The sequence below is a fragment of the Georgenia sp. G2120 genome (assembly GCF_055326485.1).
Genome location: NZ_JBUZNL010000003.1, coordinates 27,430 through 47,849 on the forward strand (window position 1 = coordinate 27,430; position 20,420 = coordinate 47,849).

Consider the following 20,420-nt stretch of genomic DNA (forward strand, 5'->3'; position numbering starts at 1 on the left):
CGGTCTCTCTCGAGAGGCGCAGCGTGATCCCCGACGCGCGAGGGCGCGTACGAGCCGGGTGCGCTCGAACTGAGCGCGGTGGTACATAGCTGGTGGCACATAGCTAAGGAGTCGGTATGGGACAGGGACGGCGCCGCGGGCGGGCCAGCATCGGAGCAGCAGCCGGTAGTGCGGGCGTGCTGACACCGCACGGGTTCGACCGCATGAAGTCGTTGGAGGCTATGGCCGCAGGTGAGCTCGACGTCCTCGTCGTCGGCGGGGGCATCACGGGGGTGAGCGTCGCGCTCGACGCGGCGCTGCGCGGCCTTGACGTTGGGCTCGTCGAGCGCGCCGACCTCGCTTCGGGGACGTCGTCGAGCTCATCGAAGATGATCCACGGCGGGCTGCGTTACATCGAGCAGGGCCAGCTGAGAATGGTCTACCACTCGCTCCTCGAGCGTCAGCGCATGTACCGGCGTGCCCCTCACCTGGTCACCCGCCTGCCGTTCCTGTTTCCCGTGTACAGGCGGTCGGAACACTTCGGGCCCACCATGGCCAGGGCGTTCGAAGGTTTGCTGCGGACCTACGATCTCGCGGGCGGCTGGCGGATCGGGCAGCGCTACCGCCGCATCGGCGCCGCGGAGACGCTCGCACACTGCCCCACGTTGCCGGCGCAGGGGTTGCGCGGCGGACTGCTCTACTTTGACACCCGGACGGATGACGCGCGCCTCACGCTTGCGGTAGCGCGAACAGCCGCACTCCACGGCGCACAGGTCGCGACCCGGTCGGAGGTGGTCGGGCTGAGCCGGAGGACGGCCAGTGAGGCGTGGGAGGCGACCGTGCGTGACACCGCGCCCGGCGGTGCCGGCGGCGAACGCGTGATCCGAGCGCGGGTGGTCGTCAATGCCGCCGGCGTGTGGTCCGACGACGTCGACGGGATGGGCGACGCAGGCCACCGCGCTCGGATGCGCCCGGCGAAGGGTGTGCACATCGTCGTCCCGTGGGAGAAGGTGCGGAGCCAGTCGACTCTGGTCTTCCCCATGCTGGGTGGGCTGCGCGGCAAGGGCGGACGAGCATTCGTCGTCCGGTGGGGCGATCACTGCTACATCGGCACGACCGACACCGCCTACGACGGCGATCTCGACTCGCCGCGCTGCGAGCAGCACGAGGCGCAGCTGCTCCTCGACTCTCTGAACGCGACCCTGACCACCGACCTGACCATGGGCGACATCACCGGCACCTGGGCCGGCCTGCGCCCGCTCATCGACACGGGCGGCGGCACGACGGCGGAGCTCAGCCGCGAGCACGAGGTCACGGAGAAGGACGGCGTCGTCACCGTGGCGGGCGGCAAGCTGACCGTCGCTCGGACGATGGCCGAGCAGGCGGTCGACCGAGCGTGCGCCGTGCTCGGCGTACGGCGACCGTGCCGGACCACGCGCGTACCCCTCGTCGGCGGGGCAGGCTTCGACCACGAGGCCGTGACGGCGACCGGCGGCCGGCTCGCACACCTCGGGGAGCGATACGGGACCGAGTCGCGATTCGTCGAAGAGCTGGCGCTCGCCGATCCCCAGATGGCCGAGACCGTGGTCGAGGGGCTGCCCTACCTGTGGGCGGAGGCACTGTTCGCGGTGCGCCACGAGATGGCGACCACCGTCGACGACGTGCTCCGGCGCCGCATCCCGGCACGACTGCTCGACGCGCGCGCCGCTGCGGCCGCAGCCCCCGCCGTCGGGGACCTGCTGCAGCGCGAGCTCGGACTGACCGACGCCACTGTTGCTACCCAGGTCAGCGCGTTCGTCGACGAGGTCCGGGCCGAGTCCGTCGCACTCGGTCGCCAGTAGGCCCGCACTCGCAACGAGTGCACCGACACCACCATCTGACGTGCACTACCGGGAGGGGCACGGCAATCATCGACTTCGACCGGCAGCTGCGCCTGCTCGCACCCTAAGACCCTGGAACGATCCCTGGCAGCCAGGCCACATCGCGGGGGTTTCGCCTTGCCCGTGGAAATCGTCGATGACACGCCGGGCGTGGGCTGCGAACCACGGGAAGTTCATCGAGCCGATGCTTGCTGGGAGCGACCACCGCGGCGTCGTCCGGTGTGACGGACGAAGTGACCAACGACCTGCACTGGCCGGAGGGAATCACGTATCCGGACCTGGTGCGGTCGATCGCGTCGGACTACGCGCACGTGACCGCGCCGCTGCGCCGGCTCGTGGACCGGTACGGGCTCGAGGCGTGCCTGGCGATCGCCGCCGATGCCCAGGTGCCGGCGTGGGTGAGCGAGTCGCTGCCCGAGCTGCCGAGCGCCATGGGTTCCGGTGGGCGTAAGGCGAGCGCGTACGAGCGGGGCGCCGTCGACGCGATGGAGGCGCTCATCCTGCGCGGCCGCGAGGGGGAGGAACTGCGGGGGGTGGTGATCGACGTCGACGAGAAGAACGGCCGGCGTGGGGACATCCAGATCACCGAGCCCGCGGTGCACGTGGACGCCCGGGGCGACGGCCTCGAGCTCGGGGCCGAGGTGGCCGTGCGTGTGGCGCAGGTCGACGTCGAGGCGAGGAACGTCGTCGTCGAGGTGGTGTGAGGTCACCGGGGTGGGGAAGGCGCTGGACTGGTTGTCACCTGCGCGCGCCAGGGTCTCCCGCATCATGATCAGTCCGTTGCCGCAAGGCGCGGGCTGATTTTCTGTCACGAGGGTCTCACGGTGGAGTAGACGAAGCCCTGGCTGTCACCCGGGCAGCAGGTCGAGCAGCTCGCGAGCCGCGGCGTCGATGTCGGGCCGTCACTGCCGCGGGATGCGTCCACCGTCTCAGGTGCTGCTCTGCGCCACACGGTGCACAGCTGCGCCACGAGAGTCGATCGACTCGGCCATCATCGTGATCTCGCGCTCACCGATCCGGTGGTGCCGGGCGACATCGCGCCAGCCCGTGAAGGACTGCGCGACCCGCCGCATTCGCTCCCGGGCATCACGAGCCCGGAGTCCGCACTCCTCGGCGAACATGAGCAGAGCTGCCGCCTCCTCCGGCGGAGCGTCGGCTCCCAGAATCGACGTCGCGCGAGGACGCCACGGGTCCGGGACGGGGTTCACGTCGAACACCGGGCTTAGTGTCCACGATCCGTGCGAGGCAAGGAATCCGTGGTTTCGCAGGTGATCGTCAGTGTTGCCGAGCAGGACGCCGGCGACGACGCGGTCGAAGAGCTCATGATGGTCGGCTCGTGGCGAGAAGGAGAGGTCTCGGGTCGCCTCGGCGATCTCCGCATAGTCGCGGTGATCGCCGTCAGATGCTCCCAAGGCCGTCATCGCGCTGATGTAGCCGATCCTGTGCCCGTCGGCGGAGCGGTCGAAGCGGCGCAGGATCAGCACGCTGCGATCGCCGACATGGGTGAGACGGCGCTCGGGCGTGCGGATGCCCGCTCGCTCCATCAGGTCCAGCGACGCGGCTTCCCAGGCCATGACGTCCCACTGATCGCTGCCGTGGGGGAACTTCGCGATGGCGAGCGATCCGTCCTCGAGTCGCACGGAGGCCTTGGGGCGGGCCCCGCCGAGCCCGGTTGTCCCCGTGTCGTGCAGCTGCTTCACGGCCTCAGCGGCATCATCGCCCGAAGCGAGCTCATCGGCGGCATGCAGCAGCTTCGGTAGCGACACGAGCTGCGGCACGGTGGCCGGCGGCCCCAGGAAGACGTCGTCGCCGGGCAGCCGGTACCGCAGGGCACCCTGTCTGGTGTCGTCGCTGACCCCGAGCAGGAAGTCGAGATCATCCAGTCTCCGGGGTGCCTTGCGCTCCTCGCGTGCACGAGTCCGCTCCGACTTCTCGACCAGGCCGCGTCCCCAGCGGTCGGGGGCGCTGTCGGCGAAGGCGCGCACGAGGCCCACCTGGTGCTGAGCGCCGGAGATCAGCGGCAGGGCAGGATCAATGCTCGTGCCGTCTGTGCTCAGATAGCCCGGGTCGTAGAGGAAGGTCGTCGAGATCTGGCCGCGATTCCTGGTGATGTGCGCCCTTCCCGTGAGGACCGCCGGAGCGTTCGGCCGGACCTCGTAGATCTCGAGTGTGGTCTCGGTGCTCATCGCGCCCGCTTCCGCGTGAGCCTCCCGGCCCGCAGACGACCGATGTCGCTGCTCAGAGGATCGGCAGCATCGACCGTCTGCACGAGCACGTCCAGGGTGCGGAGCACCTGCGCGACACTGCCGAAGCTCACGCCCGGATCCCCCTTCTCGATCATGTGCAGGGTGGCGCGGACGATGCCCGCACGCTCGGCGACCCGCTGTGCGGTCAGACCGAGCACCATGCGACGCCCCCGGATGCGTGTGCCGAGCTCCGTCAGCTCCCGATCGATCCTGTAGCCGGACAGCACACGCTCCTTGCCGCCGCTGCTATGACTGTGAATGTGGGCAGTAGTGGGAGGTGTGTCCAGGATTGTGTACGTAGCGCGGAGGGTTGCGGGCACGGCTCCTTCGGAGCTGACAGCTGTGAGTGCCAGAGGTGCGTGCAGGGACGCTGAGGCGTTGGACGAGGAAGTGCACGGTGCGCGGTCTGGTGTTTGTTTTGCACGTTTTGCTAAGGTGGCTGCATGGTCGGGGCACTCGCGCACAAGGACGCCGCCGCTCTCCGGGACGCGTTGAGCGCCGGCGCGCTGCGCACGCGTGACGGTGAGCTGGTCAGCATCCCGCCCGTGGTGCGCGACAGACTCCTGCGCACCCTCGATGTCATGGAATCCAGTCCCGACGCCACGATCCTCCCGTCCGACGATCTCCTCACCACCGGCCAGGTCGCCGAGCTTCTCGGCGTCAGCCGCACGACTGTGGTGCGACTGGTCGACAAGGGAGAGCTTGCAGGCGCCGGGTCAGCCGTCCACCGCCGCATCGCCGCGGCGGAGGTGCGTCGCTATCAAGAACGCCGCGCCCGTGCGCGGAGCAGGGCGGTCGATGTGCTCGGAGGGGACCTCGACGAAGGGCTGCCCGCTGACGAGGTCCCGGTCAGCACCCGATGAGCCGCCCGGCGGTGCTCCTCGACGCCTGCACGCTGATTCCCATTCGGCTGGCGACCACGCTGCTGTGGCCCCCCGCGGCGGTGTGGAGTCACCGAACTGGAACGGCTTCTTCCTCGCTCGCGCGCAACACGTAGAACACGTGTCGAACACGCACTAGCGTGCCAGCCACGCCTCGTCCTATCGGCTTCCGTCCGACGCAGGACGACGAGCGGATCCTGCGCGAGGCCGCCCAGCCCGGTGAGAGCACCTCCGACACGCTGCGACGGGCGCTCCGGCTGTTGGACCACGAGCGGTGGCTCACGCACTTCCGTGCGGATGCGGAGCTGCTCAAGGACGAGGATCTCGATGCGGAGCCGGACGCCTGGTGATCAGGGGAGCCGTCTATCGCATCGATCTCGGACGTGCGCGCAGCCATGAGTGGCGTCCAGCGATATCCACCGTATTCGTTGGCCCATCTGGGGCGTAGTGGTTTGTAGTACTCTGTATTCGTGGCCGCGCGCGTGGATTGGAGCAGGCGTGCTCACTACATCTGGGCGAGACACTCGATCGAGCCGAGCTGGGCCGACGAAGCAGTTGGTGACGCACAAGCTGTCTGGCTTGTGCCTGACCCCGCAAGCAGGTCCGGGCTCGCAGTCCGAGTCATCGGCTACTCGGTCGGCGCAGTTGCCGTCATCACGGTCGTCCTGGTGGACCCTGCGGCTGATCGCCACGAGAGACCGGACGGCGATTGGTGGGGGAGCAACGCCTGGCTCGCGAGCCCGCGCGACCTTCGGCTCTACGGAAAGGATCAACTATGAGCAGGATCGATGACCTCCTCGCGCAGGAAGGCGCGGTAGCCGAGAAGTACGAGACCCCCGAGCGGCTCCCGGCGCACGTCCGGGCGAGTCGGCCCAATGCCGGCCGAGGCGCGGTCGTGTCGGTGCGCCTGTCCGACGACGAGCACGGAGAGCTGCAGCAGGCTGCCGCGGAGGCGAACCTCCCGGTGTCGACGCTCATCCGACTCTGGGTGCTCGACCGCCTCGGTGCGGAGCAGGAGGGGGCGGGTGGCACGGTGGCCCAGCGGCTCGATCGGCTTGAGCGCGTGGTGTTCCAGCCGCCTGCCTGACGCGACGCGGATCTCCGGTGACAGGCGACCGGCTGCTCCGCGACATCGGCGCGCATGGAGCCGAGCGGACGATCGACGTCACCACCCGCATCTGCCGCGCCACCAGCGGCGGGCCCACCCATGTGTTCGACGCCGATGGGCCACCCCTGTTGCATGTAACATGCAAGGCGGGTTAACGTGCTCCTCGTGACGAGGGGGTTGAGGCGCGCCCGCGCGCCGCGGGCACTACGGCAGCCGCGGTATCTCGGGCGTACCGGTGAGTTCCGCCAGGCGCGTCTCGACGTCGATCTGCTCGAAGTCCGGCCGGCGCCTGGCCTCCTGGGTGACCAGGAGCGTCGCGGTGTTGGCGATGTGGCGCCGCATCGCGTGCGTCACCGTCGTGCTGTCGCCGGACATGAAGCTCTCGTAGACGTCCACGTGGTCCTCGAAGCACTCGACGGTGCTGCGGGACCTCGGCACCGTGCTGACCCCGCTCTCGAGCACCATGTTCCGCTGCTCGAGCAGGATGTGCATCGCCCGGTTGTTCCCGCTGGACGTGAGCATCGCCGAGTGGAAGTCGCGGTCGGCGCGCAGCGTGCCTTCCTCGTCCCCGGACCGGGCCACCTCCCCGAACCTGGTGAACGCCTCGGTCAGCCCCTCACGCAGCGTCGGGTCGGCGACCGCCCGTTGCGTCGCGCGGCGGGCGAGCGGGACCTCGATCATCAGCCGCACCTCGAAGCCCTGCAGCAAGGACTCGACCGTCGTCGCCACGATCCGGATGCCCCGGTTCCGCTCGATCTGCACGAGTCCCAGGCGGGCGAGCTCGAGGCTGGCCTCGCGGATCGGCGTGCGCGAGACGCCCAGCTCGCGCCCGAGCGCCGCGGAGCTGTGCAGCTCCCCGGCCGCGAGCTCGCCGCTGATGATCGCCCGACGCAGCTGGTCGAACACCTGACCGGTGACGCCCTGCGTCGTGCTGATCCGCTCCACGCCCCACAGTCTCGCAGCACACGGGGACGGCCGGCACCGGCGTCGTGCGTGCCGAGCCACCACCCCACCCGCTCCTTGCCCGAAAGGTTCCCGAATGCCACGTAGCCCCCGCTTCGCCGTCATCGGCGGCGGCATCATCGGCGCCGCGGTGGCGCGCCGCGTCATCCAGCAGCAGCCCGACGCCGAGGTGACCCTCTTCGAGAAGGAGGACACCCTCGCGGCGCACCAGACCGGGCACAACTCGGGCGTCGTGCACGCCGGCCTGTACTACGAGCCGGGCGGGCTCAAGGCGCAGCTGTGCCGCCGCGGCGTGCACCTGCTCGAGGAGTACGTGGCCGAGCACAACCTCCCCTACGACCGCTGCGGAAAGGTGGTCGTCGCTCTCGACGAGTCGGAGCGCGACCGCCTGGGTGCCATCCACGACCGCGCCTCCCGCAACGGCGTCCCCGGCGTGCGACTCATCGGCCCCGAGGAGCTGCGCGAGCTGGAGCCCAACGCCGTCGGCGTCGCCGCACTGCACTCACCGGGTACGGCGATCATCGACTACGCCCGCGTCGCCGAGCGGCTCGTGCAGGACCTGCGCGACGCCGGCGGTCAGGTCCGGCTCGGGACCGAGGTGACCAGTGCCGCCAGCACCAGTGAGGGGGTACGGCTCGGCACCGCCGACGGCGAGCTCGGCTTCGACTTTGCGATCGCCTGCGCGGGGCTCCAGTCGGACCGGTTGGCCCGTCGTGCCGGAGCGGCCCGGTCGCCGTCGATCGTCCCGTTCTTCGGCCAGTACATGGAGCTCGAACCAAGGTTCCGGGGCGTCACCAACGGCCTGATCTATCCCGTGCCGGACCCCGCCTACCCCTTCCTCGGCGTGCACCTGACCAAACGGGTCGACGGCCGGATGCTGGTCGGCCCGAACGCGTTCCTCTCCTTCTCGCGCGAGGTCTACCGCGGCCTCGGCGTCGATCCCCGGGACTCGATGGCGGTCGCCGCCGACCCCGGGTTCTGGAGGTTCGCGGCCCGCAACATCTCCGGCGCCGCCCGCGAGATCGGCGGCGTGCTCTCCCCGAAGCGCTTCGTCGCGCAGGCCGCGAGGTACGTCCCCGCGGTGGCGGACGCCCGGGCCAGGCGGGCGACGCGCGGGATCCGCGCCCAGGCGCTGGAGCGGGACGGCAGCCTCGTCGACGACTTCGTCATCGAGCAGCTCGGCCGCGTCACCCACGTGCGGAACGCGCCCTCGCCAGGTGCGACCTCGTCCATGGCGATCGCCGAACACATCGTGGACCGGGCCATCACCGAGCACGGGCTGCGACCGCGTCATGCATGATGCGGTCGAGAAACGGGGGAGCGGTGGGGGCCCGCGCACCCATGGCGGCGACGGAGCGACGGGAGCGGTGGACGAGATGACTGGACCGGGGACGACGACGAAAAAGGCGGCAGGCGCGGGCCTCACGTTCGTGGACCTCGAGCAGCCGCGGAGCGCCACGATGCCGGTCTTCGAGTCGCACCGGCCCGGCTACAGCTACTACCTGCACCGCAGGCACTCCGACACACTCAAGACCCAGCCCGGGATGCTCGGGAGATCGAGCTCCTCGGGGTTCATCACGATGGCGGAGCACTCGGGCACCCACGTCGACGCGCTCTGCCACCAGGCCGAGGACCTCGCGTTCTACGGCTGCGGGTCGGTCGACGAGGTGGAGACGGCGAAGGGCTTCACCCAGGGCGACGCGTCGCAGCTACCGGTGTTCCACCACCCGGGGCGACTCCTGGACGTCGTACCGGAGTTCGGCGGCGACGAGGTCCCACCCGGGACGCTCGTGACCGCCGACCACCTCCGCGCCTGCGCCGAGCGTCAGGGGACGACCATCACGGCAGGCGACGTCGTCGTCGTCCGCACCGGCAACGGGCGGTACTGGGACGACGCCGACCGCTACCTCGACGGCCCCGGCATCGCGCCCAGTGCCTCGCAGTGGCTCGCGGACCACCAGGTCTTCGCCGTCGGCGCCGACAACGCGGCCTGGGACCTGCCCGGGTACGTCGACCCGGAGATCAACTGCGACCTGCCCGGCCATCTCGTGCTCATCGTCCGAGCCGGCATCTACATCTTCGAGAACCTCCTGCTCGAGGAGCTCGCCGCCCAGCGGCGGTACGACTTCCTCTTCCACGCGACGCCGCTGAAGCTCGTCGGCGCGACCGGTTCTCCCATCCGCCCACTCGCGATGACGAAGGAGTCATGAGCCATGACTGACCAGGCAAATAGCGCCGCAACCCCGGTGGACGAGTCCGCCCCCACCCCGCCGTCGACGGTGCTGGGAAAGATCCGGGCGCTCGGCCCAGGAATGATGGTGGCGGGAGCCTTCATCGGCACCGGCACCATCACCACGGCGATCGTCGCCGGCACCGAGTTCGGCTACCAGCTCCTGTGGGCCTCGGTCACCTTCGCCGTCGTGCTGGTCATCGTCCTGCAGGAGATGGTCGCCCGACTCACGCTCGCCACCGGGCAGACGCTCGCCCGGCTCGTCCGCACCAGGGTTGGCCTCTGGATGAGCGTCATCGCGGTGCTCGCGATCCTCGGCGGCAACATCGTCTACAGCGTCGGCAACGTCAACGGCGTCTCCCTGGCCATGGAGGGCATGCCGGGCGGGCTCCCCTCCGCCTTCTGGGTCGTCGTCGTCACCCTGCTGTACTGGGGCCTGCTGATGATCGGCAAGTTCAAGGTGCTGGAGAAGACGGTCACGGTGCTGGTGGTCGTGATGGGGCTCGTCTTCGTCGTCGACATGATCGTCTCCCAGCCCGACTACGGCGCCGTGGCGCAGGGCCTGGTCGTCCCGCAGTTCTCCGGCAGCCAGATCCTGCTGGTCACCGGCCTCATCGGGACCACCGTGGTGCCGTACAACCTCTACCTCCACTCCTCGGCGGTCCTCGAGCGCGGCTGGCACAAGAACCCCAAGGGCTTCCTCAGCATGGCCCGCATGGACACGATCGTCCCCGTCTTCCTCGGCGGTATCGTCACCATGTCCGTCGGCGTCGTCGCGGCATCGGTGCTCCACCCGCAGTTCCTCGAGGGACTCGTGACGATCGACAACGCCGCCGACATGTCCGCCTCGCTGGAGCCGATCCTCGGCCCGATGGCGTACTTCTTCTTCAACGTGGGGCTCTTCGCGGCCGCGGTGTCCTCGATGCCCATGGCCGCGCTCTCCGCCGCCTACGTGACCACCGAGTCCATGGGACTCTCCTCCGACCTGAGGGCGCCCACCTTCCGCGGCATCCTCACGGCCGTCGCCTGGCTGCCGGTGGTGATCTTCGTGGTGATGAACTCCTCGCCGGTGGCGACCATCATCGCGGCGCAGTCGATCAACGGGATGCTGCTCCCGGTCACCGCGATCCTCGTCCTGATCTTCGTCAACCGGCGCAGCCTCATGGGCGACCTGAGGAACAAGGCCCTGCTCAACATCGTGTCGTTCGTGGCGGTCGCCTTCGTCGCCGTGCTCGGGGTGCTCAACATCCTGCAGGCGCTGAAGGTCGTCTGACGGGAGGTGCGCCGGGGCTCCGGTCCGATCCGGGCTGAGCCGAGCCGGGCCGTGCGCCGAGCCGGGCCGTGCGCCGGTGCTCGCCGCCGACCCGCCTACCCTCGAAGGACCGCCACGTCCCAGGGAGGCCCCCATGATCTTCAGCTTTGCGACCGCCGACCGCGTGACCTTCGGCGCCGGCGCCGCCGACGACCTCTCCACGATCGCCGCCGGCTTCGGCCCGCGCGTCCTCCTCGTGCTCGGCTCCTCACGCAGCGCGGACGAGGCGCCCGTCGCCGGCGTGGGCGAGGAGCGCGTGGTCGTCCGGGTCGCCGGCGAGCCGACGGTCCAGGGCGTCGCCGACGCCGTCGCAGCCGCGCGCGAGCTGGGCCCGGACGTCATCGTCGGCGTCGGCGGGGGATCGGTCATCGACACGGCCAAGTCGGTCGGCATCCTCCTGCGCAACGGCGGCGAGCCGCTGGACTACCTCGAGGTGGTCGGCGACGGGAAGCCGCTCGCACCCGACTCGGTGCCCGTGATCGCGGTGCCCACCACGGCCGGGACCGGCGCCGAGGTCACCGCGAACGCGCCGCTGCTCTCCCCGGAGCACGGGCTCAAGGCCAGCCTGCGCAGCCCGGCGATGATCCCGGCCCACGCCGTCGTCGACCCGCTGCTCACGGTGAGCAGCCCGCCGGCGGTGACGGCGTCGTCGGGCCTGGACGCGCTCACGCAGTGCCTCGAGCCCTACACGTCCTGGGCCGCGAACCCCGTGACGGACCTGTTCGCGGCCGAGGGGCTGCGCCGGGCGTCGACCGGGCTGCGGGCCGCCTACGCCGACGGGTCCGACGTCGAGGCCCGCACCGACATGGCCCTGGTGAGCCTCCTCGGCGGCATGGCGCTCGCGAACGCCAAGCTCGGCGCCGCGCACGGGCTCGCCGCGCCGCTGGGCGGGATGATCGAGGCCGCGCACGGCGAGATCTGCGCCGCCGTGCTCGCGGCCGCCACGGAGGTCAACGTCCGGGCACTCACCGAGCGCGAGCCCGGCAGCGTCGCGCTGACCCGCTACACCGAGGCGTCGCGCCTGCTCACCGGGGACGGCGCGGCGACCGTCGACGACGGCGTCGCCTGGATCCGCGAGACCGCCCGCCCTCTCGAGGTGCGCACCCTGGGCGAGATCGGGCTGACGCCCGACCGGGTGGCGGAGGCCGCGGCGAAGGGCCGCCGCGCCAGCAGCATGAAGGGCAACCCCGTCGAGCTCATCGAGGCGGAGGTCGTCGAGATCGTCGAGCGGTCGATGTGACGGTCGCCGGCTGCCTCACACCGTCCAGCGCCGGGCCGCCTCCCACATCATCGTCAGGACGCGCTCCTCGGTCAGGGCGAGGATGTCGAGCGGCTCGCCGGTGAAGTGGTGCAGCTCGGAGCGGACGTCGCCTCCGGCGAGCACGGCGAGCCAGGTGGTGCCCGGCTCCTGGCCCTCCTGGCTCGAGGGGCCGCCGGCCCCCGTGGCGGCGACCGCCACGTCGGCGTCCATCAGCCGGCTCACCGTACGCACCATCGTCTCCACGGCCTCGCGCGAGATGACGGGGCCGGGCGGGACCTCGAGGAGCCGGTGCTTGACCTCGGACGAGTAGGAGACCACGCCGCCCGCGAACCACTCGCCGGATCTGGGCGCGGCCGCCAGTTGGGTGGCGATCTTGCCTCCGGTGAGTGACTCGGCGACGGCGGCCGTGAGGTGGTGCTCGAGCAGGACGCCGGAGAGCCGCTCGGCGATCCGGGCGGCCCGCTCCTCGTGCTCCTGCGAACTGGTCGACGTCACGGTCCTCCATCTGCCCGGCCCGCTCAGCCCCGTACGAGCCGAGCCCGTGCCACGCGCGCAGGCTCGATCGTAGGCGGCGCTCCGCACGAGCGCCCGCTGTCGACTCAGCCCCGAACGAGCCGAGCGTCGATCTCGGCCGACGCCGGCGACGTCGCCGGTCCACGCCGCGTGACAGCGATGCCGGCGGCCACGTTCGCCCGCGCCACCACGTCCAGCAGCGGTAGCCCCGCCGCGAGGCCGGCGCACAGCACGCCCGTGTGGGCGTCGCCGGCGCCGTTGGTGTCGACGGCCTCCACCTCGATGCCCGGGACGTGTGCCGGCGCCTCACCTGGCCGGGCGACCCAGCAGCCGCCGGCCCCCACGCGCACGAGCACCGTCGTCCCCAGGTGGCCGGCCAGCCGGCCGACGATCTCCCGAGGGCCAGGTGCGCCGTCGTCGGGCCTCGTGCCGAGGACTCGCGAGGCGAGGATGCCGGCCTCGCGCTCGTTGACGGTCCACACGGTGGCGGCGCCGGTCGCGGTGCGCAGGGCGTCGTCGGGGATCTCGCCGACGACGGGGGACGCGTCCACGACGATCTCCGCGGCCCCGGCCAGCCGTGGCAGCGCGCGGGCGAGCATCGCCGCGTTGCCCGGATGGAGGAGCGTGTAGCCGCTGACGTAGACGACGTCGTCGGCTCCGACCGGCGCCGTCGCGCCCCTGTCGACCTCGTTGCCCCCGGCCGCGAGCACGTCGAGCGCGTCGACCGGCACCTCGCCCTCGGCCCCGAGGGTGGAGACGAAGGTGCGCTCGGCGTCGTCGTCGACGATCGCCACGCAGAACCCGGAGTCGAGCGTCGGGTGCGGGTCCAACAGCACTCCGACGCCCTCGCTGGCGAGCGCCGCCCGCACGCGATCCCCGAACGGGCCGGTGCCGTGCCCGCCGGCGTAGAGCACGTCGGCGCCCTCGCGGCGGGCGGCGGCCATGACGTTGAAGCCGCCGCCCACCTCCATCGCGTGCTCGCGCGCGAACACGTCCTCGCCCGGTCGCGGGACAGCGGCCACCTGCATGACGACGTCGACGATCGCCTGCCCGGTGTGGACGACGCGCGCCGTCATCGCGTGGCCACGGACGGGTCGCGGCGGCCGGCGCGCGCCCCGCCGAGCGCGGCGTAGAGGCCGGCGGAGATGACGAACGTGGCGACCCACGCGAGACCGTTCGACCCGATCCACGTCTCGGCGAGTGCGCCGGTGAACCAGACCTCGTCGGAGCTGACGCGCGCGGTGCTGAACAGGAAGCCGACGACGATCGCCACCGCCCACGCGAGCGTGGAGCGCCACTCGAACCCGCCGCGGTACCAGTAGCCCGAGGACCGTTTGAGGTCCATGAGGGAGTCCGGGTGGTAGGTGCGGCGGCCGATCATGTCGACGACGAACACGCCCACCCACGCCGTGATCGGCACGGCCAGCAGCGAGATGAACGTGATGAACGGGCCGTAGAAGCTCTCCGAGACGAGCATGAAGTAGATGGCGCCGATGGTGGTGACGACGACGTCGAGGATGACGGCGTTGACGCGCTTGATGCGGATGCCGAGCGTGAGCGTGGTGAGGCCGGCCGAGTAGACGGACAGGTGGTTGGACAGCAGGAGCCCGCCGAACGCGGTGACGAGGTAGGGGATCGCCACCCAGGCGGGTAGGACCGAGCGGACCGCGGCCACCGGGTCTCCGGCGCTCGCAAGCCCGGAGTCGCCGGCGCCGAGGATCGCGCCGAGGCCGATGATGATGACCAGCGGGATGCCGGCGCCCGCCGACGCCGAGGCGATGAGTGCGCCGGCCTTCACGCGCGGCGACTGGTAGCGGGCCATGTCTGCGCCGGCGTTCGCCCAGCCGATGCCGGTGCCGGCCGCGATCGTGCCGACACCGATGATCACGGCCGAGGCCGGGCCCGCCGGGGCGGACAGGACGAGGTCCCAGTCCACGGTGGTCACGAGGTAGGCGGCGACGAAGATGTTGAGCGCCCCGAAGATCCACGTGGCCCACTTCTGGACGACGACGAGGAACGCGTGGCCCATGCCGGACACGGCCACGGTGCAGACGACGAAGATCGCGATGCACACGAGCGCGAGGACCGGCGTCTCCTTGGCGTTCGGGTTCGTGCCGAGGACCAGCGTGGACAGCGAGAGCAGCGCGAACGCGCCGGTGGTGGTGTTGACGGTCTCCCAGCCGAGCCGGGAGGCGAGCGAGACCAGCGTGGGGCCGATGTTCCCCCGCACGCCGAAGATCGCGCGGGACAGGGTGAGGCTCGGGGCACCGCCGCGGCGGCCCGCGACCGAGATGACGCCGACGATCGCGAAGGAGCCGAACGCGCCGAGCGCCGCGGCGAGCAGCGCCTGCCAGACGTTCATCCCCAGCGCCACGAGCGTGACGCCGAGCGGGATGCCGAGGATGGACAGGTTCGCGGCGAACCACACCCAGAACAGCTCGAGCGGGTTGCCCTTCTGCTCTTCGACGGGCACCGGCTCGATGCCGCGCTGCTCGTACTTCGACAGGATCACGTCCTGGGCCTGCTCGGCCGCGGTCGGTGAGGCGTCGTGGTTCGGGGACATCATGCACCCTTCGTTGGATGGTCCGGGGAAGGACGGGTGGGCGCCGGTACGCGCCGGCGGATCGTCGGTTCCGGGTTGTTCGGGTAGTTCGGAGTCGTTCGGGTTGGTCGGGCGGTGCCCGGTGCGTCAGGCGGGGTCCGGTGCAGCGGGGGCGTGCGACCGGCGCAGTGCGAGCAGCTCGTCCGTGACGCCGGCGAGGTCGAGGTCGGAGACGGACGAGACGGTGGCGACGTCGTCGGCGGGGAAGCCGGCGGGCCCGCGGGTGGCGCCGAGGATCGCGCCGGCCATCGCCGCCACCGTGTCCGTGTCCCCGCCGATCGACGCCGCGAGGCACAGGCCGCCATACGGGTCGTCGCGGAAGCGGCTGGCGATCACCAGCGCGCTGACCACCGACTCCTGGGACTGCACCGACGTGCCGACGACGCCCGTGAGGAAATCGGCCAGCTCGGGCTTGCCCAGGGTGCGGGCGGCGTCGAGGGCCCAGGCGGCGCGGTCGGGGATCGAGGCGCCCGCGACCCAGTGGCCCATCGATTCCGCCCGGCGCGCCAGCTCGACGCCGTAGGCCAGCGCCTCGTCGATCCCGGCGTCGTCGATCGCGGCCGAGACCGCGCCCGCGACGGCCGCCGCGCCCGAGAGCCCGAGGCCCGTGTTGTGCGTGACGAAGCTGAGGTCGTGGACGGCGCCGAGCAGGGCGCCCGCGTCGGCGGACGGCACCGCGACGGCGACCGGCGTCACCCGCATCGCGGCGCCGTTCGTCGTCCCGCCGGAGCCGGCCTCGGCAGGGTCGCCGCCGTCGGCGATCGCGCGGATCGCCGCGGACGTCGAGGGGCCGAGGAGGTCGAGGGAACCCTTCGCGCGCATCTGGGCCTCCCAGGCCATGAGCGCGTCCGCGAACGTCTGGGGCTCGACCCGGCCGCGGCCGTCGACCAGCAGGCGGGCGACGAGCAGGGCCTGCTCCGTGTCGTCCGTGACCGAGCCGGCCGGCATGCCCGGGGCTATCGGCTGGTCCGCCGGCGCGTCGATGAGCCCGGTGATCGGCCCCAGCTCGCGGGCGATCCGCTCGCGGGACATCGACTGCGTGGGCATGCCGAGGGCGTCACCGAGTGCGAGGCCGGTGAGGGCGCCGAGGGCGCGGGACTGCTGGGAGGTCATGCGGGGGTGTCTCCGAACGTGAGGTGGAGGCTGAAGTGGGCAGGGTCGAGGAAGGACTCGACGAGCTCGACGACGTCGCCGTCCGCCGAGAAGGAGAGCCGGGTCGTGCGCAGGACGACGGTGCCGGGCTCGTGCGCGAGGTGCGCCGCCACGTCGTCGGACGTGGGGACGACCCGCGCATCCTGCGTGCCGTGGTGGGCGACGAGGCCCGCGTGGCGGAGCGTGGCCGTGAGCGAGCCGTCGACGAGGCCGCTCGTGGGGAGGTCGCGCAGCGGGCCCGTCGCAGGGACGACCGCGCGCTCGTAGGAGATCGGGCGGCCGTCGAGGAGGCGGCGGCGGGCGAGGACGACGACGTCGCGGCCGGCGAGCTCGGGCGGCACGGCGTGTGCCGGGGCGGCTGTCGGGTGCGCGGGGCCGGGTGGGGGCGTGGCGCTGGCCGCGGGGACGAGCGTGATGCCGAGGATCTCGGTGGTGACGGCGGCGCCCGCGTCGGTCAGGGCGCGCGCCCAACCGACGTCCGGATCCAGCGGGCTGCCGTCGAAGGTGACGAACGAGCCGAGCCCCGCGCGGGTGGCGATGAGGTCGCGGCGCTGCAGCTCGGCCAGGGCGCCGCGGACGGTGCCGCGGGAGACGCCGAACTCCGCGGCGATTCCTGACTCGCTGTCGAGGCGCTCGCCGGTGCGCAGTGCGCCGGCGTTGATGCGCGCGGACAGGGCGGCGACGATGCGCTCGCGCTGCGTCATCGCAGCCGGTGGACCGGACATGCTGCACATGTTCATACCTGTTCACTTCGCCTGTCAAGGCCGTGCCGCGACCGAACGCTCACCGCCCCTTGCGCGGTTCCGCCGCCAGCAGCCACGCCAGGTACGCCCCGCCGAGCACCACCGTCACGGTGCCCACGGGTACCGGCTGCGCGAGCGTGTGCTGCGCCAGCAGATCCGCCCCGAGCAGCACGAACGCCCCGGTCAGCGCCGAGTGCACGAGCGGGATCCCCGGGCTGCGCGCGAGCCGCCGCGCGATCTGCGGCGCGGACAGGGCGACGAACGCGATCGGCCCCGTCGTCGCGGTCACCAGCGCGGTGAGCAGCACGCCGACGCCGAGGACGAGCAGCCGCGTCCGCTCGACGTGCACGCCGTGGGAGGCGGCCACGTCGTCGCCGAGCTCGAGCTGCCGCATCGGCCGAATCGACAGCAGGAGCAGCGGCAGCGCGGCGAGCACGACGGCGACGGCCGGCACCACGTCCGACCAGCTCGCCAGGCTCAGCGACCCCGACCCCCAGATCGCCGCCGTCATCGCCGTCTCCGTCTCGGCGCGCAGGAGGATCCACGAGTTGACCGCGTGCAGCGCCGCCGTCACCGCGATCCCGACGACGATGAGCCGGAAGCCCTGCACCCCGCCCCGCCACGCGAGCAGGTAGACGAGCACGCCGGTGCCGAGCCCGCCGAGCAGCGCCCCGCCGGTGGCCCCGACGAGTCCGCCGCCCAGCACGATCGTCGCCACGAGCACGCCCGTGTACGCGCCGGTCGAGAACCCGATGATGTCCGGCGAGCCCAGCGGGTTGCGCGTGAGCGTCTGGAACAGCGCGCCGGCCACGGCCAGAGCGGCCCCGAACACCAGCGCCGCCGACACCCGCGGCAGCCGCCACTCGAGCACCACAGTCGACGCGAACCCTTCCTGCCCCGTTGCCGCGCGCAGCACCTCGAGCGGCGTCAGCGGGTAGTCGCCGAAACCGAGCGCCAGCACGGTGAGCGCGAGCAGGACCGCCGCGAGCACAAGACCCACGACCATCGGACGACGACGACGCCGCCTCCGCGCTCCCGCCAGACCCTGACCGGCGGTCTGCGGGTGCTGCGTCGCGGTCCCGGGCTCCTGGGCGGTCACAGGGTCAGCGCCTTTCGTCGTCGGGCGAGTGCCACGAGAACGGGTGCGCCGATGAGCGCGCTGACCAGACCCACGGGCATCTCGGCCGGCCACACGACGAGGCGGGCGAGGATGTCCGCGCCGATCATGAGGACCGGCCCGAGCACGAGGGACAGCGCGAGCACCCACCGCTGGTCGGCCCCGGCGAACCGCCGCGCGGCGTGCGGGACCATGAGGCCGATGAAGGCGATGGGGCCGGCGATGGCCGTCGCGCTGCCCGCGAGCACCGTGATGGCGACGACGCTCAGCACCCGCGTCCGCACGAGCGAGACGCCGAGGGAGGTGGCGACGTCGTCGCCCATCGCCACCCCGTTGAGCGCCTTGCCGAGCAGGAGCGCGAGCACGAGGCCGGGGATCAGCAGCGGCGCCACGGCCCCGACGACGTCGAGCCCCCGACCGGACAGGATCCCCGCCTCCCAGACCTGCAGGGCGTTGAAGGTGCGCGGGTCGGACAGGCGCAGCGCGCCGAGGATCCCGGACAGGACCGCGCTCAGCGCCACGCCGGCGAGGACGATGCGCACCGGGTCGACCCGCCCGCCGCCCGTGCGGCTGATGAGCGTGACCGCGACGGTGGCGAGGAAGGCCCCCGCGAGCGCGAACCACACGTAGGCGCTCGGCGCGGACACGCCGAGGAGCGAGATCGCCATCGCGACGGCGAAGCTCGACCCCGCCGACACCCCCAGCAGCCCCGGCTCGGCCAGCGGGTTGCGGGTGAGCGCCTGCATGAGCGCGCCGGCGACGGCAAGAGCGGCCCCGACGGCGGCGGCCGCGAGCGTGCGCGGGAGCCGCAGGCCGGTGACGGCGTGCTGCTCGGCCGGCGGGACGTCTCCGCCGGTGAGGGAGTCGAGCACGGTGGGCAAGGGTATGTGGCTGCTGCCCACGACGATGCTCAGCACCCCGAGAACGACCAACGCCCCGACGCCGATCAGCAGCGCCGCGATGCGCGCCCGCGTGGCTGAGCCGCGGGATCCCGCGCGGCCGACGGCCGGCCCGCCGGAGTCCGCGCGGCCGGCGTCCCGCCCGCCGGATCCGGCGCGGCCGGCGGCACGCCCGCCGGAGCCCGCGCGGCCGCCGGCGGGCGGGGGAGTGGTGGGTGCGGCGTCGTCGTCGGGCACGGGTGTGGTGGTTCGTTCGGCGACCGGACTGCCGGCGGGCGCGCCTGAGCTCGCGCCGTGCCTGCCGCTCTCGGCGGGGTCGGCGCTGCCGGCAGGTGGCGGTGGTCTCATCGTCGTCGTGCCTGTTCCTTGATCTATTAGGTGAGGCTTACCTTAGGGGCTCGGTGGGCCGCCCCGGTCCGCACCCCCGGTTCGACCAAGGAGTATCGATGACCATCGACCGCCCCGCGCGCACCCGACGCCTGACGATCGGCGCCGGCCTCGCGCTCGCCGTGTCCCTCACCCTTGCGTCCTGCGGCGGTGGTTCCGACGAGGAGTCGGGTGACTCTGGCGACTCTGGCGAGTCCGGCTCCGGCGCCGGCGCGGGCGACTCGGGCGAGGCGTTCCCGGCCACCGTCGAGACCGAGTTCGGCGAGGTGACGATCGAGGAGCGCCCCGAGCGCGTCGTGGCGCTGGGCTGGGGCGACGCCGAGGTCGCGCTCCAGCTCGGCGTGCAGCCCGTGGGGGCGTCGGACTGGATCGGTTTCGACGACCCGACCGGCGTGGGGCCGTGGATGGAGGGCGCCTACGACGAGGCCCCCGAGATGTTCGGCACGCTCGAGCTGTCGTACGAGGCGATCGGCGCGCTCGAGCCGGACCTCATCCTCGATGTCCACTCGAGCGGTGACCAGGAGCGCTACGACCGACTCAGCGACATCGCACCCGTGGTCGGCGTGGCCCCCGGCGGCGGGGACTACCTGACGACCGGGACCGAGCAGCTCGAGATGATCGCCGCAGCGTTGGGGGAGAGCGACCAGGTCGAGGAGATCCTCGCCGAGCAGGAGGAGGCGTTCGCCGAGGTCGCGGCGGCGCACCCCGGCTGGGAGGGGCAGACGGTGACCGTCGGGTCGCGCACCTCCGAGGGCTGGGGCGCGTACACCGCCGCGGGCAGCCGCGTGTCGTTCATGACCGAGCTCGGGTTCGTGCCCAACCCCGAGATCGAGGAGCTCTCCGAGGACGGCAGCTGGAGCGTCTCCCTGTCCGACGAGCAGCTGCCGGTGTTCGACGCCGACCTCGTCATGGCCACCCCCATCTGGATCGAGCCCACCGAGATCTCCGAGGACGCCGGCTGGCTCGCGATCCCCGCGGTCGAGGACGGCCGCTCGATCCTCATCGACAACGAGGTCTCCGACGCTTTCGCTCTGGCCACGCCCGAGGCCAGGCTGTACGCGCTCGAGCAGCTCGAGCCGCTCATCGAGGAGGCCCTCGGCGAGTGAGGGGAGTTCTCGTTGTTCGCCGACCCATGTACTTGCGCGCC

At 72.0% G+C, this 20,420-nt stretch carries 20 protein-coding genes; 10 read left to right on the top strand and 10 right to left on the bottom strand.

Going from position 1 to position 20,420, the window contains the following annotated elements:
• Positions 1–221: 221 nt before the first annotated feature.
• Together ACZLMO_RS03990 and ACZLMO_RS03995 are read left to right on the top strand one after the other, a co-directional pair.
• On the top strand, positions 222–1,820 hold the full coding sequence (locus tag ACZLMO_RS03990) for a glycerol-3-phosphate dehydrogenase/oxidase (protein WP_463652928.1): 1,599 nt from the start codon (positions 222–224) through the stop codon (positions 1,818–1,820).
• 272 nt (positions 1,821–2,092) lie between these two features.
• Positions 2,093–2,563 carry a hypothetical protein gene (locus ACZLMO_RS03995; RefSeq protein ID WP_463652929.1) on the top strand — a complete coding sequence of 157 codons (471 nt, stop codon included), beginning with the start codon at positions 2,093–2,095 and terminating at the stop codon, positions 2,561–2,563.
• Between the two features lie 225 nt (positions 2,564–2,788).
• Here the strand turns inward: ACZLMO_RS03995 and ACZLMO_RS04000 are convergent, their stop codons facing one another.
• A complete protein-coding gene (locus ACZLMO_RS04000) occupies positions 2,789–4,045 on the bottom strand; it encodes a type II toxin-antitoxin system HipA family toxin (protein ID WP_463652930.1) in 1,257 nt (418 codons plus the stop codon).
• Complete coding sequence (locus ACZLMO_RS04005; RefSeq protein WP_463653111.1) at positions 4,042–4,329, bottom strand: helix-turn-helix domain-containing protein; 288 nt, start codon at positions 4,327–4,329, stop codon at positions 4,042–4,044. Before ACZLMO_RS04005 ends, ACZLMO_RS04000 begins: the two co-directional genes overlap by 4 nt.
• Positions 4,330–4,548: 219 nt before the next feature.
• On the opposite strand from ACZLMO_RS04005, the gene ACZLMO_RS04010 reads away from it, so the two are divergent.
• The 3 genes from ACZLMO_RS04010 to ACZLMO_RS04020 all read left to right on the top strand — a co-directional run bounded on the left by ACZLMO_RS04010 (position 4,549) and on the right by ACZLMO_RS04020 (position 6,073).
• A complete protein-coding gene (locus ACZLMO_RS04010; RefSeq protein WP_463652931.1) occupies positions 4,549–4,968 on the top strand; it encodes a helix-turn-helix domain-containing protein in 420 nt (139 codons plus the stop codon).
• A 158-nt stretch (positions 4,969–5,126) separates the two neighbouring features.
• Complete coding sequence (locus ACZLMO_RS04015; protein WP_463652932.1) at positions 5,127–5,336, top strand: hypothetical protein; 210 nt, start codon at positions 5,127–5,129, stop codon at positions 5,334–5,336.
• Positions 5,337–5,761: 425 nt separating this feature from the next.
• Positions 5,762–6,073, top strand: coding sequence for a CopG family transcriptional regulator (locus ACZLMO_RS04020; protein WP_463652933.1), 312 nt, complete (start codon positions 5,762–5,764; stop codon positions 6,071–6,073).
• 225 nt (positions 6,074–6,298) lie between these two features.
• On the opposite strand, the gene ACZLMO_RS04025 is transcribed toward ACZLMO_RS04020, so the two are convergent.
• Complete coding sequence (locus tag ACZLMO_RS04025) at positions 6,299–7,039, bottom strand: GntR family transcriptional regulator (RefSeq protein WP_463652934.1); 741 nt, start codon at positions 7,037–7,039, stop codon at positions 6,299–6,301.
• A 94-nt stretch (positions 7,040–7,133) separates the two neighbouring features.
• Between ACZLMO_RS04025 and lhgO the strand changes: the two genes are divergently transcribed.
• From lhgO to ACZLMO_RS04045, 4 genes are all read left to right on the top strand, one after another.
• Positions 7,134–8,357, top strand: coding sequence for an L-2-hydroxyglutarate oxidase (lhgO, locus tag ACZLMO_RS04030; protein WP_463652935.1), 1,224 nt, complete (start codon positions 7,134–7,136; stop codon positions 8,355–8,357).
• Positions 8,358–8,433: 76 nt separating this feature from the next.
• A complete protein-coding gene (locus ACZLMO_RS04035; RefSeq protein ID WP_463653112.1) occupies positions 8,434–9,267 on the top strand; it encodes a cyclase family protein in 834 nt (277 codons plus the stop codon).
• Positions 9,268–9,270: 3 nt separating this feature from the next.
• Positions 9,271–10,560 carry an Nramp family divalent metal transporter gene (locus ACZLMO_RS04040; protein WP_463652936.1) on the top strand — a complete coding sequence of 430 codons (1,290 nt, stop codon included), beginning with the start codon at positions 9,271–9,273 and terminating at the stop codon, positions 10,558–10,560.
• Positions 10,561–10,693: 133 nt separating this feature from the next.
• Positions 10,694–11,839, top strand: coding sequence for an iron-containing alcohol dehydrogenase (locus tag ACZLMO_RS04045; protein ID WP_463652937.1), 1,146 nt, complete (start codon positions 10,694–10,696; stop codon positions 11,837–11,839).
• 15 nt (positions 11,840–11,854) lie between these two features.
• Here ACZLMO_RS04045 and ACZLMO_RS04050 read toward each other — a convergent pair whose 3' ends face one another.
• The 7 genes from ACZLMO_RS04050 to ACZLMO_RS04080 form a co-directional block, all read right to left on the bottom strand.
• Positions 11,855–12,355: a CinA family protein gene (locus ACZLMO_RS04050; RefSeq protein WP_463652938.1), complete on the bottom strand. Its 501-nt coding sequence runs from the start codon at positions 12,353–12,355 to the stop codon at positions 11,855–11,857.
• Positions 12,356–12,459: 104 nt separating this feature from the next.
• Positions 12,460–13,449, bottom strand: coding sequence for a PfkB family carbohydrate kinase (locus tag ACZLMO_RS04055; protein ID WP_463652939.1), 990 nt, complete (start codon positions 13,447–13,449; stop codon positions 12,460–12,462).
• Positions 13,446–14,939, bottom strand: a complete 1,494-nt coding sequence (locus ACZLMO_RS04060) for a purine-cytosine permease family protein (protein WP_463652940.1) — start codon at positions 14,937–14,939, stop codon at positions 13,446–13,448. The genes ACZLMO_RS04055 and ACZLMO_RS04060 overlap by 4 nt, the downstream gene beginning before the upstream one ends.
• 123 nt (positions 14,940–15,062) lie before the next feature.
• Entirely contained in the window at positions 15,063–16,088 is a 1,026-nt protein-coding gene (locus ACZLMO_RS04065) for an ADP-ribosylglycohydrolase family protein (protein ID WP_463652941.1), read from the bottom strand.
• Positions 16,085–16,852: a GntR family transcriptional regulator gene (locus tag ACZLMO_RS04070; protein ID WP_463652942.1), complete on the bottom strand. Its 768-nt coding sequence runs from the start codon at positions 16,850–16,852 to the stop codon at positions 16,085–16,087. The genes ACZLMO_RS04065 and ACZLMO_RS04070 overlap by 4 nt, the downstream gene beginning before the upstream one ends.
• A 58-nt stretch (positions 16,853–16,910) precedes the next feature.
• Entirely contained in the window at positions 16,911–17,969 is a 1,059-nt protein-coding gene (locus ACZLMO_RS04075; protein ID WP_463652943.1) for a FecCD family ABC transporter permease, read from the bottom strand.
• Complete coding sequence (locus ACZLMO_RS04080; protein WP_463652944.1) at positions 17,966–19,123, bottom strand: FecCD family ABC transporter permease; 1,158 nt, start codon at positions 19,121–19,123, stop codon at positions 17,966–17,968. Before ACZLMO_RS04080 ends, ACZLMO_RS04075 begins: the two co-directional genes overlap by 4 nt.
• A 209-nt stretch (positions 19,124–19,332) precedes the next feature.
• Between ACZLMO_RS04080 and ACZLMO_RS04085 the strand changes: the two genes are divergently transcribed.
• Positions 19,333–20,379 (top strand): ABC transporter substrate-binding protein, encoded by a 1,047-nt coding sequence (locus tag ACZLMO_RS04085; protein WP_463652945.1) that lies wholly within the window; start codon positions 19,333–19,335, stop codon positions 20,377–20,379.
• Positions 20,380–20,420: the final 41 nt, after the last annotated feature.

Coding starts and splice junctions, on each gene's coding strand:
- ACZLMO_RS03990 (WP_463652928.1), top strand. CDS start 222: ATGGCCGCAGGTGAGCTCGACGTCCTCGTCGTCGGCGGGGGCATCACG.
- ACZLMO_RS04020 (WP_463652933.1), top strand. CDS start 5,762: ATGAGCAGGATCGATGACCTCCTCGCGCAGGAAGGCGCGGTAGCCGAG.
- ACZLMO_RS04060 (WP_463652940.1), bottom strand. CDS start 14,939: ATGATGTCCCCGAACCACGACGCCTCACCGACCGCGGCCGAGCAGGCC.
- lhgO (WP_463652935.1), top strand. CDS start 7,134: ATGCCACGTAGCCCCCGCTTCGCCGTCATCGGCGGCGGCATCATCGGC.
- ACZLMO_RS04070 (WP_463652942.1), bottom strand. CDS start 16,852: ATGTCCGGTCCACCGGCTGCGATGACGCAGCGCGAGCGCATCGTCGCC.
- ACZLMO_RS04065 (WP_463652941.1), bottom strand. CDS start 16,088: ATGACCTCCCAGCAGTCCCGCGCCCTCGGCGCCCTCACCGGCCTCGCA.
- ACZLMO_RS04085 (WP_463652945.1), top strand. CDS start 19,333: ATGACCATCGACCGCCCCGCGCGCACCCGACGCCTGACGATCGGCGCC.
- ACZLMO_RS04000 (WP_463652930.1), bottom strand. CDS start 4,045: ATGAGCACCGAGACCACACTCGAGATCTACGAGGTCCGGCCGAACGCT.
- ACZLMO_RS04045 (WP_463652937.1), top strand. CDS start 10,694: ATGATCTTCAGCTTTGCGACCGCCGACCGCGTGACCTTCGGCGCCGGC.
- ACZLMO_RS04040 (WP_463652936.1), top strand. CDS start 9,271: ATGACTGACCAGGCAAATAGCGCCGCAACCCCGGTGGACGAGTCCGCC.
- ACZLMO_RS04055 (WP_463652939.1), bottom strand. CDS start 13,449: ATGACGGCGCGCGTCGTCCACACCGGGCAGGCGATCGTCGACGTCGTC.
- ACZLMO_RS04010 (WP_463652931.1), top strand. CDS start 4,549: ATGGTCGGGGCACTCGCGCACAAGGACGCCGCCGCTCTCCGGGACGCG.
- ACZLMO_RS04035 (WP_463653112.1), top strand. CDS start 8,434: ATGACTGGACCGGGGACGACGACGAAAAAGGCGGCAGGCGCGGGCCTC.